This is a genomic window from Enterococcus sp. DJ147D b, from assembly GCF_058216655.1.
In genome coordinates this window covers 1,566,677-1,588,686 of record NZ_CM177104.1, presented here as the reverse complement: position 1 = coordinate 1,588,686, position 22,010 = coordinate 1,566,677, and the positions used below count along the sequence as shown (strand labels likewise).

The window sequence follows — 22,010 nt, the reverse complement described above, 5'->3', positions numbered from 1 at the left end:
GCTATGAAAAAAAGAAACAAATGCTTCGCCGCGTTACTATCCTTCATCTTATTCTTTGGCTTTGCTACTCGGATTGAGGCGGAACAAGTTGCTGATTCGAGTACAACGAAAGCAGCCGTTGGTTTCTATGAAACAGGGGATAGTAATACAAGTGATTCAGGCGAAGATTCAAGCAATCAAATAAATAATCATAACGATCAAACAACAAATAACACAGTTAATAATGAAACAAGACAACTTGTTCCTGAAACTACACAATCAGGTTCATATCATGTTACATCAGGCGTACTTCCAAAAACTGGAGCTGTTGATTCAGCACCTATCACGATGAGCGGGTATTTCCTGCTAATGGTGGGGGTCATTTATTTATTCAAAAAACGAAAAGAGGAATTTTAAAATGAAAAAAGTAATTATGGGATTAGTATTATCAGCAACGTTATTATCAGCAACAGCGGGTGCAACTGTTTATGCTGCTGAAGTCGACCAAAAAAATACAACAGGTGAAGTTGGGTTCAAAACACCTGATAGTGGCGCGTTGACATTAGTGAGTGCTGCGGATCTTGACTTCGGTATGCATGCAATTTCAGCAGCTGATGAAGTCTACACTTCTGAAACAGATACTGTCAGCACTGTTCGAGACATACGTGGGACAGAAGCAGGTTGGGCATTACAAGTTTCAGAAAATGGTCAATTCAAAAATGGTACACATGAATTAACAAATGCAGAAATTACATTAGTTTCACCTTCGATTGATGCAAACTCAACAGCAATTGCACATGAAAAAACAGGTGTTGCTTTGAAAACAACCAATGAAGCTGCAGTCATCATGGATGCTCAAACAGGTGAAGGGAATGGTTTAGCAATTGAAGATTTTGCTAAAGGAACAGCGTCTCTAAGCGTTCCTGGTGCAACAGTCAAAGTGGCTGGTCAATATACAACTACACTTAATTGGGTATTAACAGATGGCGTTGCAAACAACTAGTCATTCGTAAAGATGTAGGAATAGACAGTCATCAGGCTATCTATTCCTATTTTTTTAAAGGAGAAAAAAATGAAAAATAAAATCCAAGCTTTTTTATTCGTTGCTATTTCAGTCTGCTCTTTCTACTCATTCCAATTTGTATCAGCTGCCTCAGTTGATTTCCAAGTAAATCCATTACCTTCAGAGAAACAAGTAAATCAAACATTGTCTTATTACGACTTACAACTGGAACCAAAAGAAACAACCGAGTTAGTTGTTCAAGTTACGAATAATGCCGACCATCCAATTGTGATCGATACGAACGTTGATCATGCGTCAACAAATAGTAACGGCGTTGTAGAGTACAAAAATAGCCAGCAATTTGAATCAGTTAACTTAACCAATGATATGAAACAGTTGGTAAAAGTCCAGACAGAAAAACTTGCTTTAAAAGCAAAAGAAACCAAGGAATTAACGTATACGATTACTGCGCCAGAAAAAAATTTTGATGGTGTTGTAGCGGGTGGAATCAACATTGTCGAAGAACTTGCAAAAGAAAATGAAGACAGTGGAAAGAATAAAAGCAGTATGGCAGTTCAAAATCAATATGGTTATACGATCGCATTGATTTTACACGGTGAAAAAGAAGTAACGAAACCTATTATTGAACCCGGAAAAATCAAAGTAGAACAAGTGAATGGACGAAACAGTATCAAATTCCCTTTGAAAAATACCAGTGGGATGTTTATCAATAAATTGAACGTCAATGGTAGCATTCGCAAAATGAATGAGAAAGAAGTATTATACACCACTAAAATTGAAAATGGACAGCAAGCACCTAACTCCGTTTATAATTTCGATATTCGCACGGACGGGAAAAATTTAAGTCCTGGGAAATATACAGCAACTTTGACTGCAGAATCAAAGGGCAACAAATGGAAATTCACACAAAATTTTACTATTTCGGAAAAAACTGCCACTGATTTGAATCGAACAGCAGTTGCTGAGAAAAAGGATCATACGACGCTTTATCTGATTCTTTTGATTTGTGGCATTTTATTGCTTCTTTTTATTATTATCTTTATTTACATTCACAAGAAAAATCAGAAAATCAAAAAATTAATGAATGAACTACAGAAAGAAGATAGCGCCAGCTAAGTAGTAGCTATTTTAATGAGGAATCATATGAAGGAACTATTTGAAAAAGAGACGTTGGCCAAGCTGATGTTATTCTCTTATATTGATAATTTAGATACGGACGCTTTTGCAGTCAAAGATATTGAAAAACAATTTGACTTAACTTATTTTCGGGCAAATAAACTTTTAGGCTTATTGATCGAAGACTTTAAAACAATGGAGTTAGATGACTACTTCTTTATCTCCAAAAATAAAAGTAAATATATTTATAAGAAAAACTGTTTAGATTCAATCAATCGTTTGATTTGGAAATATGGTAGAGAATCTTATTTATTTAGCCTTTTAGATTACTTCTTAAAAAATGGTATGAACACCAAAGAAATTATGGAAAACTACAGTTACTATCATTATGTTAGTGTTTCTTATTCTTATGTCATCAAAAATAAACTGGAATCTTTTTTAGATATGCATCAAATGAATTTTTTGGTTGGACAGGTCAATGAAAGTAAGTTGCGCATTTTTTTAGCACAGATTTACTTTTATATTTTTAAAAATTACGAGAACCCTTTTTCCGCGCAGGAGTGGGAAAAGGCAACAGCTTTTATTGATGAATTACAAAAATTAAGAATCATCGAACCATTGGGAAGATTAAAAAAAACGAAACTTTTGTATTATTGTTTGGTTTCTTTTTTTCGAGTGGAGAACGGACAAAACAGTGTAACTGACAGGTTGCTTGTTTCAACAGATGAATGTTACGTGGAGCCAATCACTAAGAGCTATCACCACTTTACTGAAAAAAAGGACAAGACCCAAACAACCGATGTGGTTACCTTGATCAATTATCTCCGAATCAATCAGTATCTTTGCCAAGAAAAAGAACGTAACGTAGGGAAAGAAAATAAATTGGCAGATTTGACGCAAGAATTATTGAGCACAGTGGGGATCAAGTCCTCAGATGAATGTTTGAATCATCAGTTATCTGAATTATTGTTCAAGTTTTTTTATTACAAAGATAGTCTACTAGATGGGCATTTTTATGTTATTTTAGATTTCTTCTTTGATAGTTTTACTCAAGAAATGGGACAAATTTTACACTTTTTGGGTAAGAAAGAAACAATCTCGCTAATTGGTGATCAAACTGAAAATCAGCAAGTATTATTAGAAATACTTTTGATTCTTGTCAATAGTCAAGCCTATCAAAATCAAAAAAAAGCAATCACGATCACGATTGATTTTACTTTAGGAGAACAATACAACAACTATATTGCCAATAACATTGTTCATTTACCGTTCGTTACCCTCAAAGTTGACAATCAGTACTCACCTCAAACAGATATTTATTTATCTGATGTATTGCCTGAAATAGTCGAAAGTGACTACTTGATTTGGAACAGCCCACCAAGTTCAAAAGATTGGAAAGTCTTCGGGAATTTGGTATCAAAAATTTATGGAATGAGAAATAGCCTATGAAAAAATATTTAATCGTTTTTTTGTTTAGCTCGGTTATGCTGATGAATGGAGAAAAGCCCAGTGTTCCAAAATTGTATCATACAGAAAAAGAAATTATACGTGAGGAAGACCATGCGAAAGAAACGAGTATTGGTTTTTATGAAAAAAATATCAAAAAGAAGAAAGCCACGCAACCGGTGACTAGTTTTGCACCAACGAATGGGATCAGTAAAAAGAAAATTGCTAATTTTGGAAGCGGCGCATTATCGTCAACTAAGCTAGGAAATCTTTTTGAAAGCTTATCAGGTACGCTCATTTTTGGAGGTAAATCAGATGAGAGGGAATAAAAAGAGTTATTTTTTGCTTTTTTTTTATGTGGGATTAGCGTTAATTAGCTATCAGTACGTTGAAAATTCGATTTTTACCCAACACATCGTAACGGCTAAGTATCAGATGGTCGATAATCTTGAAAATGGCAAGACGATTCCATTTGAAGAAGTAAAGTCAGCAACGGTTAGTGATGTATTTACAGCAAAAAGTGAAGAACTAGAGGCGATTGGTGTATTATCAATTCCTCAGTTGGCATTAGCTGTCCCGGTTTTTCCTGGAATTAGTCAAAATGCTATGCTAATTGGTGCGGCAACAATGTATACTAGGCGAGACCCGTTGAAAGACAATATGATTTTTTTGGGACATCATTTAAGTGAAAAAGGATTGTTGTTTGGCAAATTAGCAAATGCAAAAAAGGGTCAGAAAATTGATTTGGATTACTTAGGGAAGAGCTATCATTATGTGATTACTGAGAAAAAAATAATTGATGAACAAGAAGTGAACTATATCGAAGAAAATCCAGCAAAAACTTTGACATTGCTGACATGCGACAAAGCATCAGAGACAACGAAACGGATTTTAGTCAAAGCAAAAATAATAGAGATGTCTAAAAAATCAACAGCTAACAAACAATTTTCATCAAAGAACTCGATTGAAAAAATCCAGCAAGTAAGTAAAAAAATAATCCGAAAAGTCTATTTACAATTGTTTTTCTTTGGTTTGATCGCAATCGTGGGTACGAGTGTCATTTTATTTAGTAATAAGATTTGAGGTGTTATTATGAACTATTATGGAAAGGTATCAAGCTATAAACAAAGATATTATTTAGAAAGAATCTCTAGTTTGAATAAAAAATTGCCACGTATGGGTGCATACAATTACCAGATAGAAACAGTTTTTTTAGAAAATCGTTGTCCAGTGACTTCCATTTCACTATATGAAGCAAAAAAATTGGTCAAAACTTGGCGAATTAGCGTTCAAGATGATGCTAATATCATTAGTAAGACAAATGATGATTTCGTTATTGGGATTGATGGCCAATGGACAAATGCTAAAAACAAGGTTTTAAATGATGCAAAAGCGATTATTCTACACTTGTAAATCACTACTATTCTTGAGATAAAATGCCCGATATAAATTGTGTATCAGGTATTTTTTTTATTGCTAAATGGATCAATTTGATAAATAAAACAGCAACTATTTGATTTTTAGGTTATTTTAATGGACGTTATATTTATTTTTTTATTTTAAATTTCATATAAAATAACTTATATATTTTAAAATTTTGTTATCTTTTAATGTTGACGTTGTAATTTAAGGGTGTTATACTAGTTTTTGTAAGCGGTAATAATTATTTTGTTTTTTTAAAAGTATTATTGTTATAACCGTTTTTTTAAAAAATAAATGTATAGGGGTTTTGTTATGAAAAAGTCGTCGATTATTGTATCTTTATCAGGTGTTTTATTTTCAGTAGCGTTATTAGGTCATGCGGATTCGGTCAAAGCTGAGACAAGCCAGCCAGCTATCGAAGTCAAACAAGTAAAAAGCAGTGTAGACGTTGGAACATGGGAAGAATTCAAAACAGCGATTAAAGATGTAAATGTAACAGATATTAATTTAACAGCTGATATCACATTAGAAGCAACTGAATCAATTACCAATTTGACAAAAAATATTCACGGGAATGGGCATACAATTGATGCTGATTTACACCAACTTTATTTTACAAAAGCAGATACAGTTGGCTTAATGGAAGATGTAAAAATTATCAATACGGACATATACGGGTTACTTTGGAGCGCATATACAGCAAATATTACATATAAAAATGTCGACCATTCAGGAAGACAAATGATTTATTTACCAGAAGGAAAACTGACTTTAGAGGGTAAAGTATCGAGTGTTTCTACGACAGAGGAAGTTTTCCAAGGAAAAGAGTTGGAAGTATTACCAGGAGCGACTGTTAACTTAGAAGATACATCAGGATTATCTGCTTTGAGCATGGGCTATGCTGAAGGTACACTAACAGTTGGAAAAGATGCGAGCGTGACGATCAAAGCGGAAAAAACTTCGATTTTAGGCGGATCAAAATTTGCTATGGTCAATGAAGGTACAATGGAAATCAATTCTGCTGATCAACGAGGAATCAATTTAGCTTCCGGAAGTACGCTAGAATTGAAAGATGGTAGTCACTTGAAAATTCATACAGAGGATACTGTTTATGAAAGTATCCTTGTTACTTCAGGTAACTTCTTTGTTCGAAGCGGAGCAACGATTGAAGCAGAATCAAATGGGAATCAAAGTACGATTATTGCTGGAAAAGAAATTATGTTTGAAAATGGTTCAAATTATTCAATTACGAATCATCACGCTGAAGGTCCAGTTTTGGGAGGATATGCAACTACTGCACATGTTACCTTAGACTCGCCAACCGGCTATAATTTGTGGTGGGTAGATCGCGTAGAGGAAGCTGATCCTCAAGAAGTTATTGCGGGTCCCGTAAAATCTTCTTTCAATATTTTAGGCTATACTCACGCAGGAATACACACAACGAACTATTCATCAACTGATCCACATTTTGAATCATCACCATTTACAAATTATGGGAAAATTCAAGGTGGTTCATTTGTAGATGATGGGATTGTTGTTGATGCACCAGTCTTTAATCCAGTTACCGATCAAGATAAAACATTATCTGGAACAGGGACACCAGGAGCAACAGTGAACGCCTATGTAGACGGTACGCTGATTGGTACGGGGACAGTAGATTCAACAGGAAAGTGGACAATCACAGTGAAACCACAAAATGAAGGTACAAAAATTGATGTGAACCAAGTAATCGATGGGAAAGAAAGTGACAAAGTCTCACAAGTAGTTACGCATGAAGAAAAAGTAGACGCACCTGTTTTCAATGTTGTGAATGACAAGGATAAACAGTTAACCGGAATTGGGACACCAGGAGCAACAATTAATGCCTATGTAGATGGCGTGTTACTTGGAACAGGCACTGTTGGAGATGACGGTCGTTGGACAATCACGATTGAACCACAAGCAGAAGGCACTAAGATCGACGTGAACCAAGTAATTAATGGCAAGGAAAGTGAGTATGTTTCGCAAATCGTTAGTCATTTAGATCAAACGATCAACTTCTTCAAACTAGGCTATTGGCAAAATTATGGATTGGTTTTAGAAGGATCAATCGATAATGGTAGTTTGGACTTAACGAATAAAGATGCTGTGAAGAAGACACTTCATCTAACAGCGGCCGATGGGACAGAGGTAGGAACATTTGCCTGTGCAAACCATGATTGGTACAATAACGGCGTCTTTAATGGGTACCAGGCAATTGTTGAAGATACTGTGCTAGCTGGATTAGAACCAGGAGAATATAAATTAAGTGTCACACTTGAAGTAGGCGACTTTAACGAAACACAAGACTTAAATGTCGGAAGTGCTGTCCGTGATAATTATGCCCATATTTTTACTGAAATTCCAGAAACAACCGTTGGTAGCCATACGATTGCACCATTAGAAAAAGATGGTATTGGTTATTTAGTGGTGAAGTAATTAGTTGAATATGTATTTAGAAAACCACACACTCTTTTGTTAAAAGAGATGTGTGGTTTTCTTTTTTTGATTGGCAGGATTCTGTTGAAAATACATGAGCTGTGATAAACTAAGGTGGAGTAGAAAATGGAGGAATGAGTACATGCAAGATTACCAATATCCAATTGATTTAGATTGGACAACGGATGAAATGGTGACCGTGATGAATATGTGGGAAGCCTTAGAAAAAGCGAATGAAGTTGGGATTAATAATGAAAATTTTTTAGCTGCTTATCAGCAGTTTAAAACAGTAGTGAAATCCATTGGGGAAGAAAAACGATTAGGTCGAGAGTTTGAAAAAGTGTCGGGTTATTCGCTTTATCGAACGGTCCAAATGGCGAAAAAAAATCAGAAAAAAACTCTGAAGATGAATGGGTGAACTAAATGGAACCAATAATTCACGAAATCAAAAGTTGGTTGCTTGAAGCAGGCGAAAAAGTCAAAGCGAGTGAACGGCAACAACTAACAGTCTTTGAAAAAACAAATCGAAAAGACTTAGTCACGAATATGGATCGAAAAGTTCAACAATTTCTAGTTCAAAAGATCATGGCATTTGATCCAGAAGCAAAAATACTGGCTGAAGAAGATGGCTACAATGAACTAACCGATTTAACTGGACGGGTATTTATTATTGACCCCATTGACGGAACACTTAATTTTGTGATGGAAGGCGAAAATTTTTGTATCATGCTGGCTATGTATGAAAATGGTGTAGGGCAATTAGGCTTTATTTATGACGTGATGAAAGATGAATTGTACTGGGGCGGACAAGGGATAGGCATCTATCAAAATGATTTGCAACTTCCAAAGCCTGAAGATAAGGCGTTAGAGGCTGGATTACTAGGAATGAATGGCTATTTATTTGCCCATAATAAATTTAATATTCGAACGATTGGCGAAGAAAGTATGGGTGTCAGAATCACTGGGTGTGCGGGGCTGGAAATGATTGCGATGCTCAAAGGAAATCATATTGGTTATTTGTCAAACTTGAGTCCGTGGGATTATGCAGCTGGCTGTGTTTTGCTAAAGGAATTCGATTTCTTCTATAGTAATATGAACGGAGATCAGTTAGCTTTTCATGGACGCGAATTGTTTGTCGCTGCAACATCAAAAGCGTTCAAGCAAATCCATTCATTATTAGAGATGTGAAGAGATGTGATCGGAGGCAAATGAAGCTTAAAAAACTGGAAAGTGGGATTTTTCGTGATGAAAATGAAAAAAAGTTGACAGTTTATTAAGTTTCGCGAAAAAATGAAAACATTTCACTATATTTCATGAAAAAAGTTTGCTATAATAAGCAGTCGAGTAAATTGCCCTGTCAGAAATAAACTGATAAAAGAAGGAGTTAGTTACATTGAATTATAGAAACGATATCCGTAACGTAGCAATTATTGCCCACGTCGATCACGGAAAAACAACATTAGTTGATGAGTTATTGAAACAATCAGATACATTAGACGCACATACACAATTACAAGAACGTGCGATGGATTCAAATGCTTTAGAAAAAGAACGTGGGATTACAATCTTAGCTAAAAATACAGCTGTTGATTATAAAGGTATTCGCGTAAACATCATGGATACACCTGGACACGCGGACTTCGGTGGTGAAGTTGAACGTATCATGAAAATGGTTGATGGTGTAGTTTTAGTTGTTGATGCTTACGAAGGGACAATGCCTCAAACACGTTTTGTTTTGAAAAAAGCTTTAGAACAACACATTACACCAATCGTTGTTGTGAACAAAATTGACAAACCATCTGCTCGCCCTGAACACGTTGTTGATGAAGTACTTGAACTTTTCATCGAATTAGGTGCGGATGACGATCAATTAGATTTCCCAGTTATTTATGCCTCTGCATTAAACGGAACTTCAAGCTTGTCTGATGATCCTGCAGATCAAGAAGAAACAATGGCGCCAATTTTTGATACAATTATTGAAAAAATTCCTGCACCAGTTGATAATAGCGACGAACCTTTACAATTCCAAGTCTCATTGCTTGATTACAATGATTATGTTGGACGTATCGGTATTGGTCGTGTATTCCGTGGAACAATCAAGGTTGGTGACCAAGTAGCTTTGATGAAACTTGATGGAACAGTTAGAAAATTCCGCGTAACAAAATTATTTGGTTTCTTTGGACTAAAACGTCTAGAAATCGAAGAAGCAAAAGCTGGAGATTTGATTGCTGTATCTGGTATGGAAGATATCTTCGTTGGAGAAACTGTTACACCAGTTGACCATCAAGATGCTTTACCAATTTTACACATTGATGAACCAACTTTACAAATGACATTCTTAGTTAATAATTCACCATTCGCAGGTCGCGAAGGTAAATATGTAACAGCTAGAAAAATCGAAGAACGCCTAATGGCTGAATTGCAAACAGACGTGTCTCTACGTGTTGAACCAACAAATTCACCTGACGCTTGGACTGTTTCAGGACGTGGGGAATTACATTTGTCAATCTTGATTGAAACAATGCGTCGTGAAGGCTATGAATTACAAGTATCACGTCCAGAAGTTATCGAAAAAGAAATTGATGGTGTGAAATGTGAACCTTTTGAACGTGTACAAATCGACACACCAGAAGAATACATGGGTAGCGTGATTGAATCATTAAGCTTGCGTAAAGGTGAAATGCAAGACATGGTTCATACTGGAAATGGTCAAATTCGTTTGACTTTCTTAACACCAGCTCGTGGCTTGATTGGTTATTCAACCGAGTTCCTTTCAATGACTCGTGGATATGGTATCATGAACCACACATTCGATCAATATTTACCAATGTTAGCTGGTCAAATTGGTGGACGTCACCAAGGTGCATTAGTTTCTATTGATACTGGTAAAGCAACTACTTACTCAATCATGAGTATTGAAGAACGCGGAACAGTCTTTGTAGAACCAGGTACAGATGTATATGAAGGTATGATTATTGGCGAAAACAGTCGTGATAATGACTTAACAGTCAACATTACTAAAGCAAAGCAAATGACTAATGTTCGTTCTGCTAATAAGGATCAAACTTCTGTCATCAAAAAGCCTAAGCAATTAACACTTGAAGAATCACTTGAATTCTTGAATGATGATGAGTACTGCGAAGTAACGCCAGAATCAATTCGTTTGAGAAAACATATCTTAAACAAAAATGCTCGTGAAAAAGCATCTAAAAAGAAAAAATAATTCATTGATGAATGAATAATCTTAAGGCCAGCTCGTTCAAAATGAGCTGGTCTTTTTTCATCTGTGGAGAAGTGAAAAAGAAAAAGAAGAAAAGTCTCGTCAAAACAGATAAAAACTTTTAAAAGTTTTTTAAAAACCTTAAAATCTCTCCGTAAATGTTTCATATTATCTCTTTGTTCCACAAGGGGTGCTTGTACTGTGTTGTATCTCGAAGTAAACTAAAAAAGAAAGGAGTCACAATATGTATGAAATATTAAAAAAATATTTTGGTTATGAACAATTTCGTCCTGGTCAGCAAGAAATCATTCAAAAAATTTTTGACCAACAAGATGTCTTAGGCATTATGCCAACTGGTAGTGGGAAATCAATTTGTTATCAGCTACCAGCAATTATGATGGATGGACTAACAATCGTTGTGTCGCCCTTGATTTCTTTGATGAAAGATCAGGTCGATGCAGCGAACCAGCTAGGGATTCCTGCGACATTTATCAACAGTTCTTTAACAGGAAAAGAGACAGCTGAAAGATTTTATTTATTGAATCGCAATCAGTGTAAATTACTCTATGTTGCGCCGGAACGTTTCATTATGCCTGATTTTCAGCAGGCAATGAGCGATTGGAAAGTTGAACTGATTGCAATCGATGAAGCCCATTGTATTTCACAATGGGGACACGATTTTCGTCCAAGCTATTTGCAAATGGCTGAGGTTTTGGCCCAGTTACCGAGTCGTCCAGCAATCGTAGCCTTAACAGCTACAGCAACTACTCAAGTGGCTACAGATATCAAAAGACTTTTAAAAATCCCTGACAACAATCATATTCAAACTGGTTTTGCTCGAGAAAATTTAACTTTTCAAGTAATCAAAGATCAAAAAAAGGAACAATATTTGCTTGAATATTTAAAAATAAATAAAAATCAATCTGGAATTATTTATGCGGCAACACGAAAAGAAGTGGATCGTGTGTATTATTTGTTACAAAAGTTTGGTTTTTCAGTTGGACGCTATCATGGTGGATTAAATGAACGGGAGCGAACTGAAATTCAAGAAGCGTTTTTATTTGACCGTATTCAGTTGATTGTAGCAACTAATGCTTTTGGTATGGGAATCAATAAAAGTAACGTTCGCTTTGTGATCCATTATCAAATTCCTGGATCTTTAGAAGCCTACTATCAAGAAGCAGGACGAGCAGGACGAGATGGATTGCCAAGTGAGGCCATTTTGTTGTTTGCTGCTCAAGATATTCAAGTTCAAAAATTTTTTATCCAACAATCACAACGTGACGAAAACCAAAAACAAAAAGAATACGAGAAATTAAAAGCAATGACTGAATATGCGTATATTGAGTCTTGTTTGCAACAATATATCTTAACTTATTTTGGCGAAAAAAGTACGCCTTGTAATCGATGTGGAAACTGCCTAGATGATCGTGAGCTAATTGAAGTAACAACTGAAGCACAAATGGTGCTATCTTGTCTTAAAAGAATGGGCGAAGCTTACGGAAAACAGCTTTTGATGAAGGTATTGGCGGGTTCTAAAGAACAGAAAGTAAAAACGTTAGGATTTCAACAATTGTCGACCTATGGACTATTGAAGAAGCAATCTCAAAAAGATATTTTACAACTCATTGAATATTTGATTTCAAGTGGTTACCTGTTATCTGTGACAGGTGAGTTTCCAGTGCTTAAAGTAACTGATAAAGGAATCCAAGTGTTGAAAAATGAACAGAAAGTTTATCGAAAAGAGGCGAAAAAAGTTCGACAATTAGCAGAAAATGACACCTTGTTTGAACAGCTTCGTGAGTTGCGAACAGACTTGGCCGCTGATGCTGGAGTGCCTCCTTATGTGGTTTTCTCTGATTCGACATTGAAAGAATTAAGTCAAGTACGTCCAACAAATCGACTAGAAATGTTACAAATCAAAGGTGTTGGGCAAAGTAAATTAGATAAATATGGTGAAGCATTTTTAAAAGTTTTGAATGAAACAACGTAAAAAAAAACACAGGAAAGTTTGTTTGATAAAACTGATTTTTATTTTTGAAAAAAATTCTTGAAAAAGTTTGTAAGCTGAAAAAAATCTGTATCTACTTTAAGAAAAAAATAGATAAAAAAGGGAGGAATTCCTTGATTTTACTGTTCGTTAAAAAATCAAGTATGTTATAATGAGTAAATTAGAATAGGGGGTAGACATAGATGGATTCTCTAACCAAAGAATTCGCTGTTCACGTGTTAAAAGAAGATGCAAATCGGATCAAACGTTTGATTCGTAATCAAAAAAACAGTCTGTGTATTTCACAATGCAAAGCATTTGAAGAAGTGGTGGATACGCAGATGTATGGTTTTTCTCAACAAGTTAGCTTTGCTATTCGTGTGGGAATCATTGAAAAAGACGAAGGACAGCTAATTTTGAGTGAACTAGAACGTGAACTGAATCAATTATATAATGATGTTTATCAGGAAAACTATGAAAAAAATGAAAGTGGCAGGGAGGAATAAACTTGCCTAAAAAAGTAAAAAAACGGCATTTAATGGACTATACGATTTTAATTCCCTATTTGATTTTATGCGCACTAGGCTTGATTATGGTGTATAGTTCTACTTCGTATTTATTATTAGAAAATGGTCAAAACCCCATGTCGTCAGTGATTAACCAGAGCGTCTTTTGGGTATTGAGTTTAGTGGCAATTGCACTTTTATATAAGATGAAGACCGATGTTTTGAAAAATCAGCGTCTGATCATGATTGCTTTTGTTGTTTTAGGTCTCTTGTTGATCATCGTGCTATTTTTTGGGAAAGAAGTAAATGGAGCCAAAGGTTGGCTAACCATTGCAGGTTTTTCCATTCAGCCGGCTGAGTATTTAAAAATCATTGCTATCTGGTATTTGTCATTGACGTTGGCAAATCGTCAAAATGGTGTGCAAAAAGATTTTGTTGGCTCAATCAAACGACCTTTAGCGTTGGTTCTTGGTCTGACAGTGATTGTCGCAATCTTACCTGATTTTGGGAATGCAACAGTTATCTTCTTGATTGTTTTAGTAATGCTTTTAGCAAGTGGTGTAAACTATTATTATACTTGGATTGTGGGAATCGGTGGAGTCGGTTTAAGTATTTTCGTTATTTGGTTGATGAATGTCACCCATGGGAAAATTTTGCCGGCACGTTTGCAATATATTTATAGTCGATTCTCGATTTTTCAAAATCCATTTGCTGATGAACTTGATAAAGGGCATCAGATGGTCAATGGTTACTATGCGATTTTCAACGGTGGTTTATTTGGTCGCGGTTTAGGAAACAGTATTCAGAAAAAAGGCTTCTTACAAGAAGCACAAACAGACTTTATTTTCGCTATCGTTGTAGAAGAACTTGGCTTGATTATGGCAGTCTTGATTTTAGCTTTGCTCTTTTTCATGATTGCTCGCATTATTCTAGTTGGGATTCGCTCAAGTGATCCATTTAATTCGTTGTTATGTATAGGGGTTGGCGGAATGTTCTTAATCCAAGTGTTCATCAATTTGGGTGGGATTACTGGTGTTATTCCTTTAACTGGGATTACTTTCCCATTTTTAAGTCAGGGAGGATCAAGTTTGCTGATGCTCTCGGTGTGTGTCGGATTTGTACTTAATATTAGTGCAGATGAAAAACGGAAAAATCTAGGATTATACTAAAAAAGATGTAGGAGTGGTTCGATGAAAAAGGTTTTAGTTGCTAACCGTGGAGAGATTGCTGTGCGAGTATTTCGTGCTTGTACAGAATTAGGAATTAAAACTGTTGGGATTTACGCACAAGAAGATGAATATTCTGTCCATCGCTTTAAAGCAGATGAAGCTTATTTAGTTGGTAAAGGAAAAAAACCAATTGATGCGTATCTTGATATTGAAGGAATCATTGAAATTGCAAAAGAATGTGGTGCGGATGCCATTCATCCTGGGTATGGGTTGTTATCAGAAAATTTGAGTTTTGCTCGTCGCTGTGAAGAAGAGGGCATTACTTTTGTGGGTCCTAAGCTTCATCATTTAGATATTTTTGGTGATAAGATCAAAGCAAAGACGGCCGCAATCGAAGCAGGAATTGCTTCAATCCCTGGTACTGATGGACCAGTCGCAACGGTTGAAGAGGCGTTACAATTTGCAGACACTTATGGTTATCCAATCATGATCAAAGCTGCTCTTGGCGGTGGCGGACGTGGAATGCGTGTGGCTTATGATGAAAAAAGTGCTCGTGAAGGTTATGAGCGTGCTAAAAGTGAAGCAAAAGCTGCTTTTGGTAGTGATGAGGTCTACGCAGAAAAATATATTGGTAATCCCAAACATATTGAAGTCCAAATTTTAGGGGATACTCACGGAAATGTGATTCATCTTTTTGAACGTGATTGCTCTGTGCAACGCCGCCATCAAAAAGTCGTCGAAGTTGCTCCATGTGTATCTTTAAGTGAAGAACAGCGCCAAAAAATTTGTGAAGCAGCCGTTCAGTTAATGAAACATGTTGGGTATGTGAATGCAGGAACTGTTGAATTTTTAGTAGAGGGAGATAACTTCTACTTTATTGAAGTCAACCCACGTGTCCAAGTTGAACACACGATTACCGAAATGATTACTGACGTAGATATTGTGACCACCCAGTTGTTGATTGCACAAGGAAAAGACCTCCATAAAGAAATTGGACTGCCACAACAAAATGATCTTCAATTGAATGGCTCAGCTATCCAATGCCGAATCACAACAGAAGATCCGTTAAACCACTTTTTACCAGATACAGGAAAAATCGATACTTATCGCTCACCGGGTGGGTTTGGTGTTCGTTTAGATGTCGGCAATGCTTATGCTGGTTATGTGGTGACACCTTACTTCGATTCATTGCTAGTAAAAGTGTGTACCCACGCGGCAGATTTTGATACAGCAATCCAAAAAATGGAACGTTGTTTGAAAGAATTTAGAATTCGCGGGGTTAAAACGAATATTCCATTTATGCTTAATGTGATTACTCACCCTGAATTTCAATCAGGGCATGCCAAAACGACGTTCATTGATAATACGCCTCAGTTATTTGAATTTCCACGTTTGCGTGACAGAGGAAATAAAACCATGAAATATATTGGTGAAATCACCGTTAATGGATTCCCTGGAATCGAAAAACTGGAAAAACCATTTTATGATGAGCCAAGAATACCAACGTCATTGGACCTACGTGAAGACTATGTGACAGCCAAAAATGTTTTAGATGATAAAGGTGCGGATGCTTTAGTTGATTGGATCACGAATCAAGAGAATCTTCTGTTAACAGATACAACATTTAGGGATGCCCATCAAAGTCTGTTAGCTACGCGTGTAAGAACCCAAGAATTCAAGAAAATTGCTCGATTAACTGGTGAGGCGTTACCTGAATTATTTTCAAGTGAGATGTGGGGTGGTGCAACCTTTGATGTTGCTTATCGATTCTTAAATGAAGATCCATGGCAACGACTTAGAAAAATCCGTGCGTTGATGCCTAATACATTGTTACAAATGCTCTTTAGAGGATCAAATGCAGTTGGTTATTCTAACTACCCTGATAACGTTCTAGTGGAGTTTGTCCAAGAAGCAGCAGCACAAGGGATTGATGTTTTCCGTATTTTTGATAGCTTGAACTGGACACCACAAATGGAAAAAAGTATCCAAGCAGTGCGTGATGCAGGAAAAGTGGCTGAAGCAGCAATTTGTTATACTGGTGATATCAATGATCCAAGTCGTGCAAAATATAATGTGCAATACTATAAAGACATGGCGAAAGAGTTAGAGCAACTAGGTGCCCATATCATTGCAATCAAAGATATGGCTGGGTTATTAAAACCACAAGCAGCTTATCGCTTAATTAGTGAATTAAAAGCAACAACAGATTTACCAATCCATTTGCATACACATGATACTAGCGGAAACGGAATCATCACTTATTCTGCTGCTTCAAAAGCAGGTGTGGACATCGTGGATGTGGCAATGAGTGCAATGAGTGGCAATACGAGTCAACCAAGTATGAGTAGTTTATATTATGCTTTGGTAAACGGTCCACGTTTACCAGAAATCAACATTGAACATGCCCAAGAATTGAATCACTATTGGGAAGATGTCAGAATGTACTATAAACCTTTTGAGAATGGATTGAATGCTCCTGAAACAGAAGTTTATATGCATGAAATGCCGGGCGGACAATATTCAAATCTTCAACAACAAGCAAAAGCTGTTGGTCTTGGTCATCGTTGGGATGAAATCAAGAAAATGTATCATACAGTTAACTTGATGTTTGGTGACATCGTAAAAGTGACTCCTTCTTCTAAAGTAGTAGGAGACATGGCGTTATTTATGGTCCAAAATGATTTGACGGAAGAAGCTATTTATGAAAATGGCGAAAACTTAAGTTTCCCTGAGTCAGTCGTAACGTTCTTCCAAGGAGAACTTGGCCAACCGGTTGGTGGATTCCCAGAGAAATTACAAGCAATCATCTTGAAAGGACGCCCGGCATTTACGAAGCGTCCAGGATTATTAGCTGAACCAATCGATTTTGAAAAAGTAAAAGCAGAGTTGACAGAAAAAATCGGGTATACTCCTCGTAAAGATGAAGTATTGAGCTATTTGATGTATCCACAAGTCTTTTTAGATTATCAAACGTCTTACAATCAATTTGGGGATGTTACATTGTTGGATACACCGACATTCTTCCAAGGTATTCGATTGGGTGAAACAGTAAATGTTCAAATTGAGCGTGGGAAAATTTTGATTATTCGTCTAGATGAAATTGGTGAACCTGATATTGATGGAAATCGAGTATTGTTCTTCAACTTGAACGGACAACGTCGTGAGATACTAGTCAAAGACAATTCAATTGTCAGCTCAGTTCAAGCGAAACGTCGTGCTGAACCAACAAATAAAGAGCAAATCGGGGCAACGATGTCTGGATCTGTTTTAGAAGTATTGGTGAAAAAAGGAGACGTCGTCAAAAAAGGTGATACGTTATTGATTACAGAAGCAATGAAGATGGAAACAACGATTGAAGCGCGCTTTGACGGTAAAGTCGAACATGTCTACGTAAGTGCTGGTGAAGTCATCCACTCAGGTGATTTATTAATCGAAGTGACTGAAAAATAAATTTGGCGAAGGGTGGAATTAAAAAAGTGAAAAGAGTAGGATTGTTTACTGCCATCTTTTTTCTGGTAGTTGTAGCATTTTACATGGAGCCTGTTTTCTTTCCACCTAAGACAGAAATCAAAAATGATCGAACCCAACAAATAGAAGAAAATCAAATGACAACGTGGAAATACCAAGAGCTTCAAGCGACCGGTTTTTCCACGTACATAGACCAACCGGTTAGCAAACTTGAAGCGGATTTTGGCCGTGCAGATGATCGACTAGCCAGTGGATTTGGTTTTGAAATCAGATATTATCAAGATGCTAAAAATCAGCTTCTCTTGGAAGCAAATGTCCAAGAGGACAAGGTGAAAACTATTAAAGTGCTAAATAGTGCAAACGAACAGATTACACCATTTTCTTTTGGAATGACGATGCAAGATTTAACAGCTTTTACAACTATTTATACGAATTTTACATTTGATTATCAAAAAGAAGAAATCGGGATCGAATTAATGGAAGAAGACATGAATTATCGCCCTTTGATTGCCTTTGATAATGATACTTTTGCAATTATGTTTTTTGATCAAACAACAAATGGTCTGTTTGCAGTAACTTATTTGGATAAAGAAAGCTTGCTGAAGTTACTTCCTTATCAAGTTTTTGGTAGCAATCTACCAACCTATCAACTAGATAAAGAAGCAGACTGGGATAAAATCAATCGGGTAAAAGAGCAAAAGAGCGTCAATTTACTTAATCAATTAAGAGAAGAAGATTATTTACCTGCTTACCAGCAGAAATTACTTTTCGAAGAGAAAACAAAACTTGTTTTATCAAGTTTCTTGACTAAACCAGAAGATTATTTAACGCAAGAACGATTAGAGGAATGGCAGACAGCAGCAGCTTCTTCTAAAATAATGAAACGTTTCTCTTTGACTAGCGATGAATTGATCGATATTTTGGAAAAAAATCAGTTGAAACAAACGACTGGCTTGTTTACACATCCGATGATTGACCCGACATTTTCTTTTTTGCAGTGGTACAGTGATCCCTATACGCACGAACGTTTTATGAGTGAATCTGCTGACACATTAGCAATTGCCTTTTCAAAAGAAAATGTGTTAGTCTTATTGCAAGAAGAGCAGGAAGAAAGTAGTGATAGCAGTGATCATTAATGAAGAATTATTTTGCTTAGAAGATCAATGTCACCAATTGGTTCAGCGCATTCGTGAAAGTGAAACATTTCGTGCATATCTTATAAGCAAACAAAACATGAATCACTCTGAAGAAGTGGAAGAGCTAAAAAAAGATTTTTTAGCGAAAAAAGCTAGCTTTGAGCAAATTGCTGATTATGGAAAATATGCGCCTGATTTTCGAGAAACACAACGCGCAGTCAGAGCGGCGAAAAGAAAACTAGACTTAACGGATGAAGTGTCAGAGTTTCGGGTAAATGAAACACAATTACAAGGAATCTTGGATGAGATAGGACAACATCTTGCACGTGGGATTTCCAGTGAAATCAAAATTGATGCAGGTAGTCCATTTTTTGAAACAAGTAAACATGCTGGATGTGGAGGAAACTGTCATGCAAGTTGATAAAACGAACTTTGAAATAACTAAGCGCCGTGGAATAATTGTTTGGGTGTATAGCTTGAAACAATTAAAAAACCTGAAGAAATTTGGGTTACTGCACTACGTTTCAAGAAGAATGAAATATGTTGTTCTTTACTTAAATGAAGAAACATTTGAACAAACACAAGAAAGAATCAAAAAACTTCATTTTGTTCGACGAGTCGAACCTTCTTATCGTCCAGATATCGAAATGAATTTTGCAGAAAAGATTGGTTCAAAAGACGCAATCAAAGAAGACGGCTTTGAAATCGAAGAACTAAGTACAGAAATTCGTTTAGCTGAAAATATTTAAGTCATACATTCACAGATAAAAAGAATGAAGACTGTAAGTTACTAAGAAATTGTTTGGTGACTTGCAGTCCTTTTTTTGTCAGGTTTTGGTATACTAATAAAAGCGAGAAACAAGGAGTGAGTATATGCGAGTTATTTCAGGAGAGTACGGTGGACGCCGATTAAAAAGTTTGGCTGGTGCAAATACCAGACCGACAACTGATAAAGTCAAAGAATCCATTTTTAATATGATTGGTCCATACTTTGATGGTGAACGAGTATTAGATTTATTTGCTGGTAGTGGTGGTTTAGCAATCGAAGCGATTTCACGAGGTTGTTCACACGCTGTTTGTGTAGATAAAAATTATCAAGCGTTGAAGATTATCAAAGAAAATATTGCTATCACCAAAGAACCAGAAAAATTTACTACATTGAAACTGGATGCTGATCGTGCAATTGAACAATTAGCAAACCAAAAGGAACAATTTGATTTTCTTTTTTTAGATCCTCCTTACGCAAAACAAAAAATTGTGGATCAAATCGAAAAAATGCTTCAACTTCACTTGATCAAGCCAGATGCGATCATTGTATGTGAAACGGATAAAACGGTTGAACTTCCCGAAAAGATTGAAAGTTTAACACAAATCAGACAGCAAAATTATGGAATTACTGCTGTAACTATTTATCGAAATGAGGCGAAAGCATGACACGTGCATTATTTCCTGGGAGTTTTGATCCATTGACTATGGGACATCTTGATACAATTGAACGGGGTGCTGAACTATTTGATGAAGTCATTGTTGGCGTATTTGTTAACACCTCAAAGAAAAGTTTATTTTCTGCAGAAGAACGAGTGGCATTGATTACGAAAGCTGTCGCGCATTTGCCGAATGTTCGTGTGATTCACCAAGAACATCAGTTAACGGCAGAAACAGCAAAGGAGTTAGGTGTCAAAGCATTACTTCGCGGAATTAGAAATGTGAAAGATTTTGAGTATGAGCGAGGTATTGCTCAAATGAATCACCACTTAAACAGTGACTTACAAACGGTTTTTCTTTTAGCAAAACCTGAGTATAGCCATATTAGTTCAAGTTTATTAAAAGAAGTCCTTTATTTTAATGGTGATGTAAGTAGTTATTTACCACCAGTAATCAACGAAGCTTTAGCTAGAAAGCAGGATCAAAATGAAGTTTAAACCATGGATCAAAAGTGTTCTTATCATACTAATTGGGCTAGCAGTGGCAGCCTTTGTAATAGTCCCATTGCCATTTTATATTGAAGCACCAGGAGCAACAATCAATTTAAAAGAACTGATTACAGTTAATGGAAAAGTAGATGAGTCATCAGGTTCGTTTTCCTTAACTTCTGTAGGGATTCGTCAAGCGACAGGGCTATTAGCAGTCAAGGCAAAATTCACTGATTTTGAAGATATCATTAGTAAAGAAGAATTAACAGGCGGAGCAACGAGTGAAGAGTACAATCAGATGCAAAAGTATTATATGGAGTCTTCACAAAATGCGGCAATCGAGCAAGCACTTAAATTGGCAAATCAATCGTATACGATGAAGTTTGAAGGTGTGTATGTGATGGGCGTCGAAAAAAAATCGAATTTTTATGGTAAATTAGCTGTTGGAGATACCGTAACAAAAGTAGATGGCAAAACTTTTAAAAGCTCTGAAGAATTTATGAAGTACATCAAAAGTCAAGAAGTTGGCCAAAGTGTAACGGTGACTTTCTTACATGATGGAGAAGAAAAAGAAGCAACAGGTGACTTGATAAAGTTATCTACAGATAAAAAACCAGGAATTGGGATTACTCTGACAGACCATACAGAAATTTCATCTGATACAAAAGTGAAGATTAACGCGGGCTCAATTGGCGGCCCCTCAGCAGGACTGATGTTTACCTTAGAAATCTACGATCAGGTGACAGGAAGTAATCTTCGACAAGGAAAAGCAATTGCTGGAACGGGTACAATCAACAGTTCTGGAGAAGTTGGGCGAATTGGCGGAATTGATAAAAAGGTTGCCAGTGCAAATCAAGCAGGCATGGATATTTTCTTTGCACCAGATGATACGCTTGATCCTGCAATTAAGAAAAAGTATCCAGAGCTCAAATCAAATTATGAAGAAGCGAAAGCTGCTGCTGAAAAACTGGACAGTAAGATGAAAATCGTTCCTGTTAAAACGGTACAAGATGCGTTAGATTATCTAAAAAAGATGAGCTGATTTAGACACTAGGCGAAAAGTTCGGACAACTTGTTCCGGACTTTTCGTTTTTTTTTTGGAAAAACAAATTCATGAAGAACGATGAGAGTTGGAAAAAATTATGAAATAAAAAAATAAAGTTT

The 22,010-nt window shown here is 36.2% G+C and carries 21 protein-coding genes; all 21 read left to right on the top strand.

The window, feature by feature from the left end; genetic code table 11:
• The first annotated feature begins 3 nt into the window (after window positions 1-3).
• Window positions 4-396 (top strand): LPXTG cell wall anchor domain-containing protein, encoded by a 393-nt coding sequence (locus AC4BD1_RS07520; RefSeq protein WP_490485414.1) that lies wholly within the window; start codon window positions 4-6, stop codon window positions 394-396.
• A 1-nt stretch (window position 397) separates the two neighbouring features.
• Entirely contained in the window at window positions 398-982 is a 585-nt protein-coding gene (locus AC4BD1_RS07515) for a WxL domain-containing protein (protein WP_490466193.1), read from the top strand.
• 69 nt (window positions 983-1,051) lie between these two features.
• A complete protein-coding gene (locus AC4BD1_RS07510) occupies window positions 1,052-2,119 on the top strand; it encodes a WxLIP family cell surface protein (protein ID WP_490466192.1) in 1,068 nt (355 codons plus the stop codon).
• Between the two features lie 27 nt (window positions 2,120-2,146).
• Window positions 2,147-3,568 (top strand): hypothetical protein, encoded by a 1,422-nt coding sequence (locus AC4BD1_RS07505; RefSeq protein ID WP_490466191.1) that lies wholly within the window; start codon window positions 2,147-2,149, stop codon window positions 3,566-3,568.
• On the top strand, window positions 3,565-3,894 hold the full coding sequence (locus AC4BD1_RS07500) for a hypothetical protein (protein ID WP_490485413.1): 330 nt from the start codon (window positions 3,565-3,567) through the stop codon (window positions 3,892-3,894). Before AC4BD1_RS07505 ends, AC4BD1_RS07500 begins: the two co-directional genes overlap by 4 nt.
• Window positions 3,881-4,648, top strand: a complete 768-nt coding sequence (locus AC4BD1_RS07495; RefSeq protein WP_490485412.1) for a class A sortase — start codon at window positions 3,881-3,883, stop codon at window positions 4,646-4,648. Before AC4BD1_RS07500 ends, AC4BD1_RS07495 begins: the two co-directional genes overlap by 14 nt.
• Window positions 4,649-4,657: 9 nt before the next feature.
• Window positions 4,658-4,978, top strand: a complete 321-nt coding sequence (locus AC4BD1_RS07490) for a hypothetical protein (RefSeq protein ID WP_490466189.1) — start codon at window positions 4,658-4,660, stop codon at window positions 4,976-4,978.
• Window positions 4,979-5,299: 321 nt separating this feature from the next.
• A complete protein-coding gene (locus AC4BD1_RS07485) occupies window positions 5,300-7,444 on the top strand; it encodes a pectate lyase-like adhesive domain-containing protein (protein ID WP_490485411.1) in 2,145 nt (714 codons plus the stop codon).
• A gap of 142 nt (window positions 7,445-7,586) precedes the next feature.
• Window positions 7,587-7,862: a UPF0223 family protein gene (locus AC4BD1_RS07480; RefSeq protein WP_206909282.1), complete on the top strand. Its 276-nt coding sequence runs from the start codon at window positions 7,587-7,589 to the stop codon at window positions 7,860-7,862.
• A 5-nt stretch (window positions 7,863-7,867) separates the two neighbouring features.
• Window positions 7,868-8,632: an inositol monophosphatase family protein gene (locus AC4BD1_RS07475; protein WP_206909284.1), complete on the top strand. Its 765-nt coding sequence runs from the start codon at window positions 7,868-7,870 to the stop codon at window positions 8,630-8,632.
• Window positions 8,633-8,837: 205 nt separating this feature from the next.
• Window positions 8,838-10,667 carry a translational GTPase TypA gene (gene typA / locus AC4BD1_RS07470; RefSeq protein WP_490485410.1) on the top strand — a complete coding sequence of 610 codons (1,830 nt, stop codon included), beginning with the start codon at window positions 8,838-8,840 and terminating at the stop codon, window positions 10,665-10,667.
• Window positions 10,668-10,908: 241 nt separating this feature from the next.
• A complete protein-coding gene (gene recQ / locus AC4BD1_RS07465) occupies window positions 10,909-12,657 on the top strand; it encodes a DNA helicase RecQ (RefSeq protein ID WP_490485409.1) in 1,749 nt (582 codons plus the stop codon).
• 200 nt (window positions 12,658-12,857) lie between these two features.
• Window positions 12,858-13,160 (top strand): Fpa/YlaN family protein, encoded by a 303-nt coding sequence (locus AC4BD1_RS07460; protein ID WP_206899276.1) that lies wholly within the window; start codon window positions 12,858-12,860, stop codon window positions 13,158-13,160.
• Between the two features lie 2 nt (window positions 13,161-13,162).
• Complete coding sequence (locus AC4BD1_RS07455) at window positions 13,163-14,329, top strand: FtsW/RodA/SpoVE family cell cycle protein (protein WP_206909288.1); 1,167 nt, start codon at window positions 13,163-13,165, stop codon at window positions 14,327-14,329.
• A 21-nt stretch (window positions 14,330-14,350) separates the two neighbouring features.
• Entirely contained in the window at window positions 14,351-17,779 is a 3,429-nt protein-coding gene (locus AC4BD1_RS07450; RefSeq protein WP_206909289.1) for a pyruvate carboxylase, read from the top strand.
• Between the two features lie 26 nt (window positions 17,780-17,805).
• The gene (locus AC4BD1_RS07445; protein ID WP_490466186.1) at window positions 17,806-18,933 is read left to right on the top strand and encodes a CAP-associated domain-containing protein; all 1,128 of its coding nucleotides are present in this window, start codon (window positions 17,806-17,808) and stop codon (window positions 18,931-18,933) included.
• Window positions 18,923-19,354, top strand: coding sequence for a YlbF/YmcA family competence regulator (locus tag AC4BD1_RS07440; RefSeq protein ID WP_490467303.1), 432 nt, complete (start codon window positions 18,923-18,925; stop codon window positions 19,352-19,354). Before AC4BD1_RS07445 ends, AC4BD1_RS07440 begins: the two co-directional genes overlap by 11 nt.
• Entirely contained in the window at window positions 19,344-19,682 is a 339-nt protein-coding gene (locus AC4BD1_RS07435; RefSeq protein ID WP_206909291.1) for a YlbG family protein, read from the top strand. Before AC4BD1_RS07440 ends, AC4BD1_RS07435 begins: the two co-directional genes overlap by 11 nt.
• A gap of 124 nt (window positions 19,683-19,806) precedes the next feature.
• Window positions 19,807-20,367, top strand: a complete 561-nt coding sequence (rsmD, locus tag AC4BD1_RS07430) for a 16S rRNA (guanine(966)-N(2))-methyltransferase RsmD (RefSeq protein ID WP_206909292.1) — start codon at window positions 19,807-19,809, stop codon at window positions 20,365-20,367.
• Window positions 20,364-20,855 carry a pantetheine-phosphate adenylyltransferase gene (gene coaD / locus AC4BD1_RS07425; RefSeq protein ID WP_490485408.1) on the top strand — a complete coding sequence of 164 codons (492 nt, stop codon included), beginning with the start codon at window positions 20,364-20,366 and terminating at the stop codon, window positions 20,853-20,855. Before rsmD ends, coaD begins: the two co-directional genes overlap by 4 nt.
• Entirely contained in the window at window positions 20,845-21,888 is a 1,044-nt protein-coding gene (locus AC4BD1_RS07420) for a SepM family pheromone-processing serine protease (protein ID WP_490485407.1), read from the top strand. Before coaD ends, AC4BD1_RS07420 begins: the two co-directional genes overlap by 11 nt.
• Window positions 21,889-22,010: the final 122 nt, after the last annotated feature.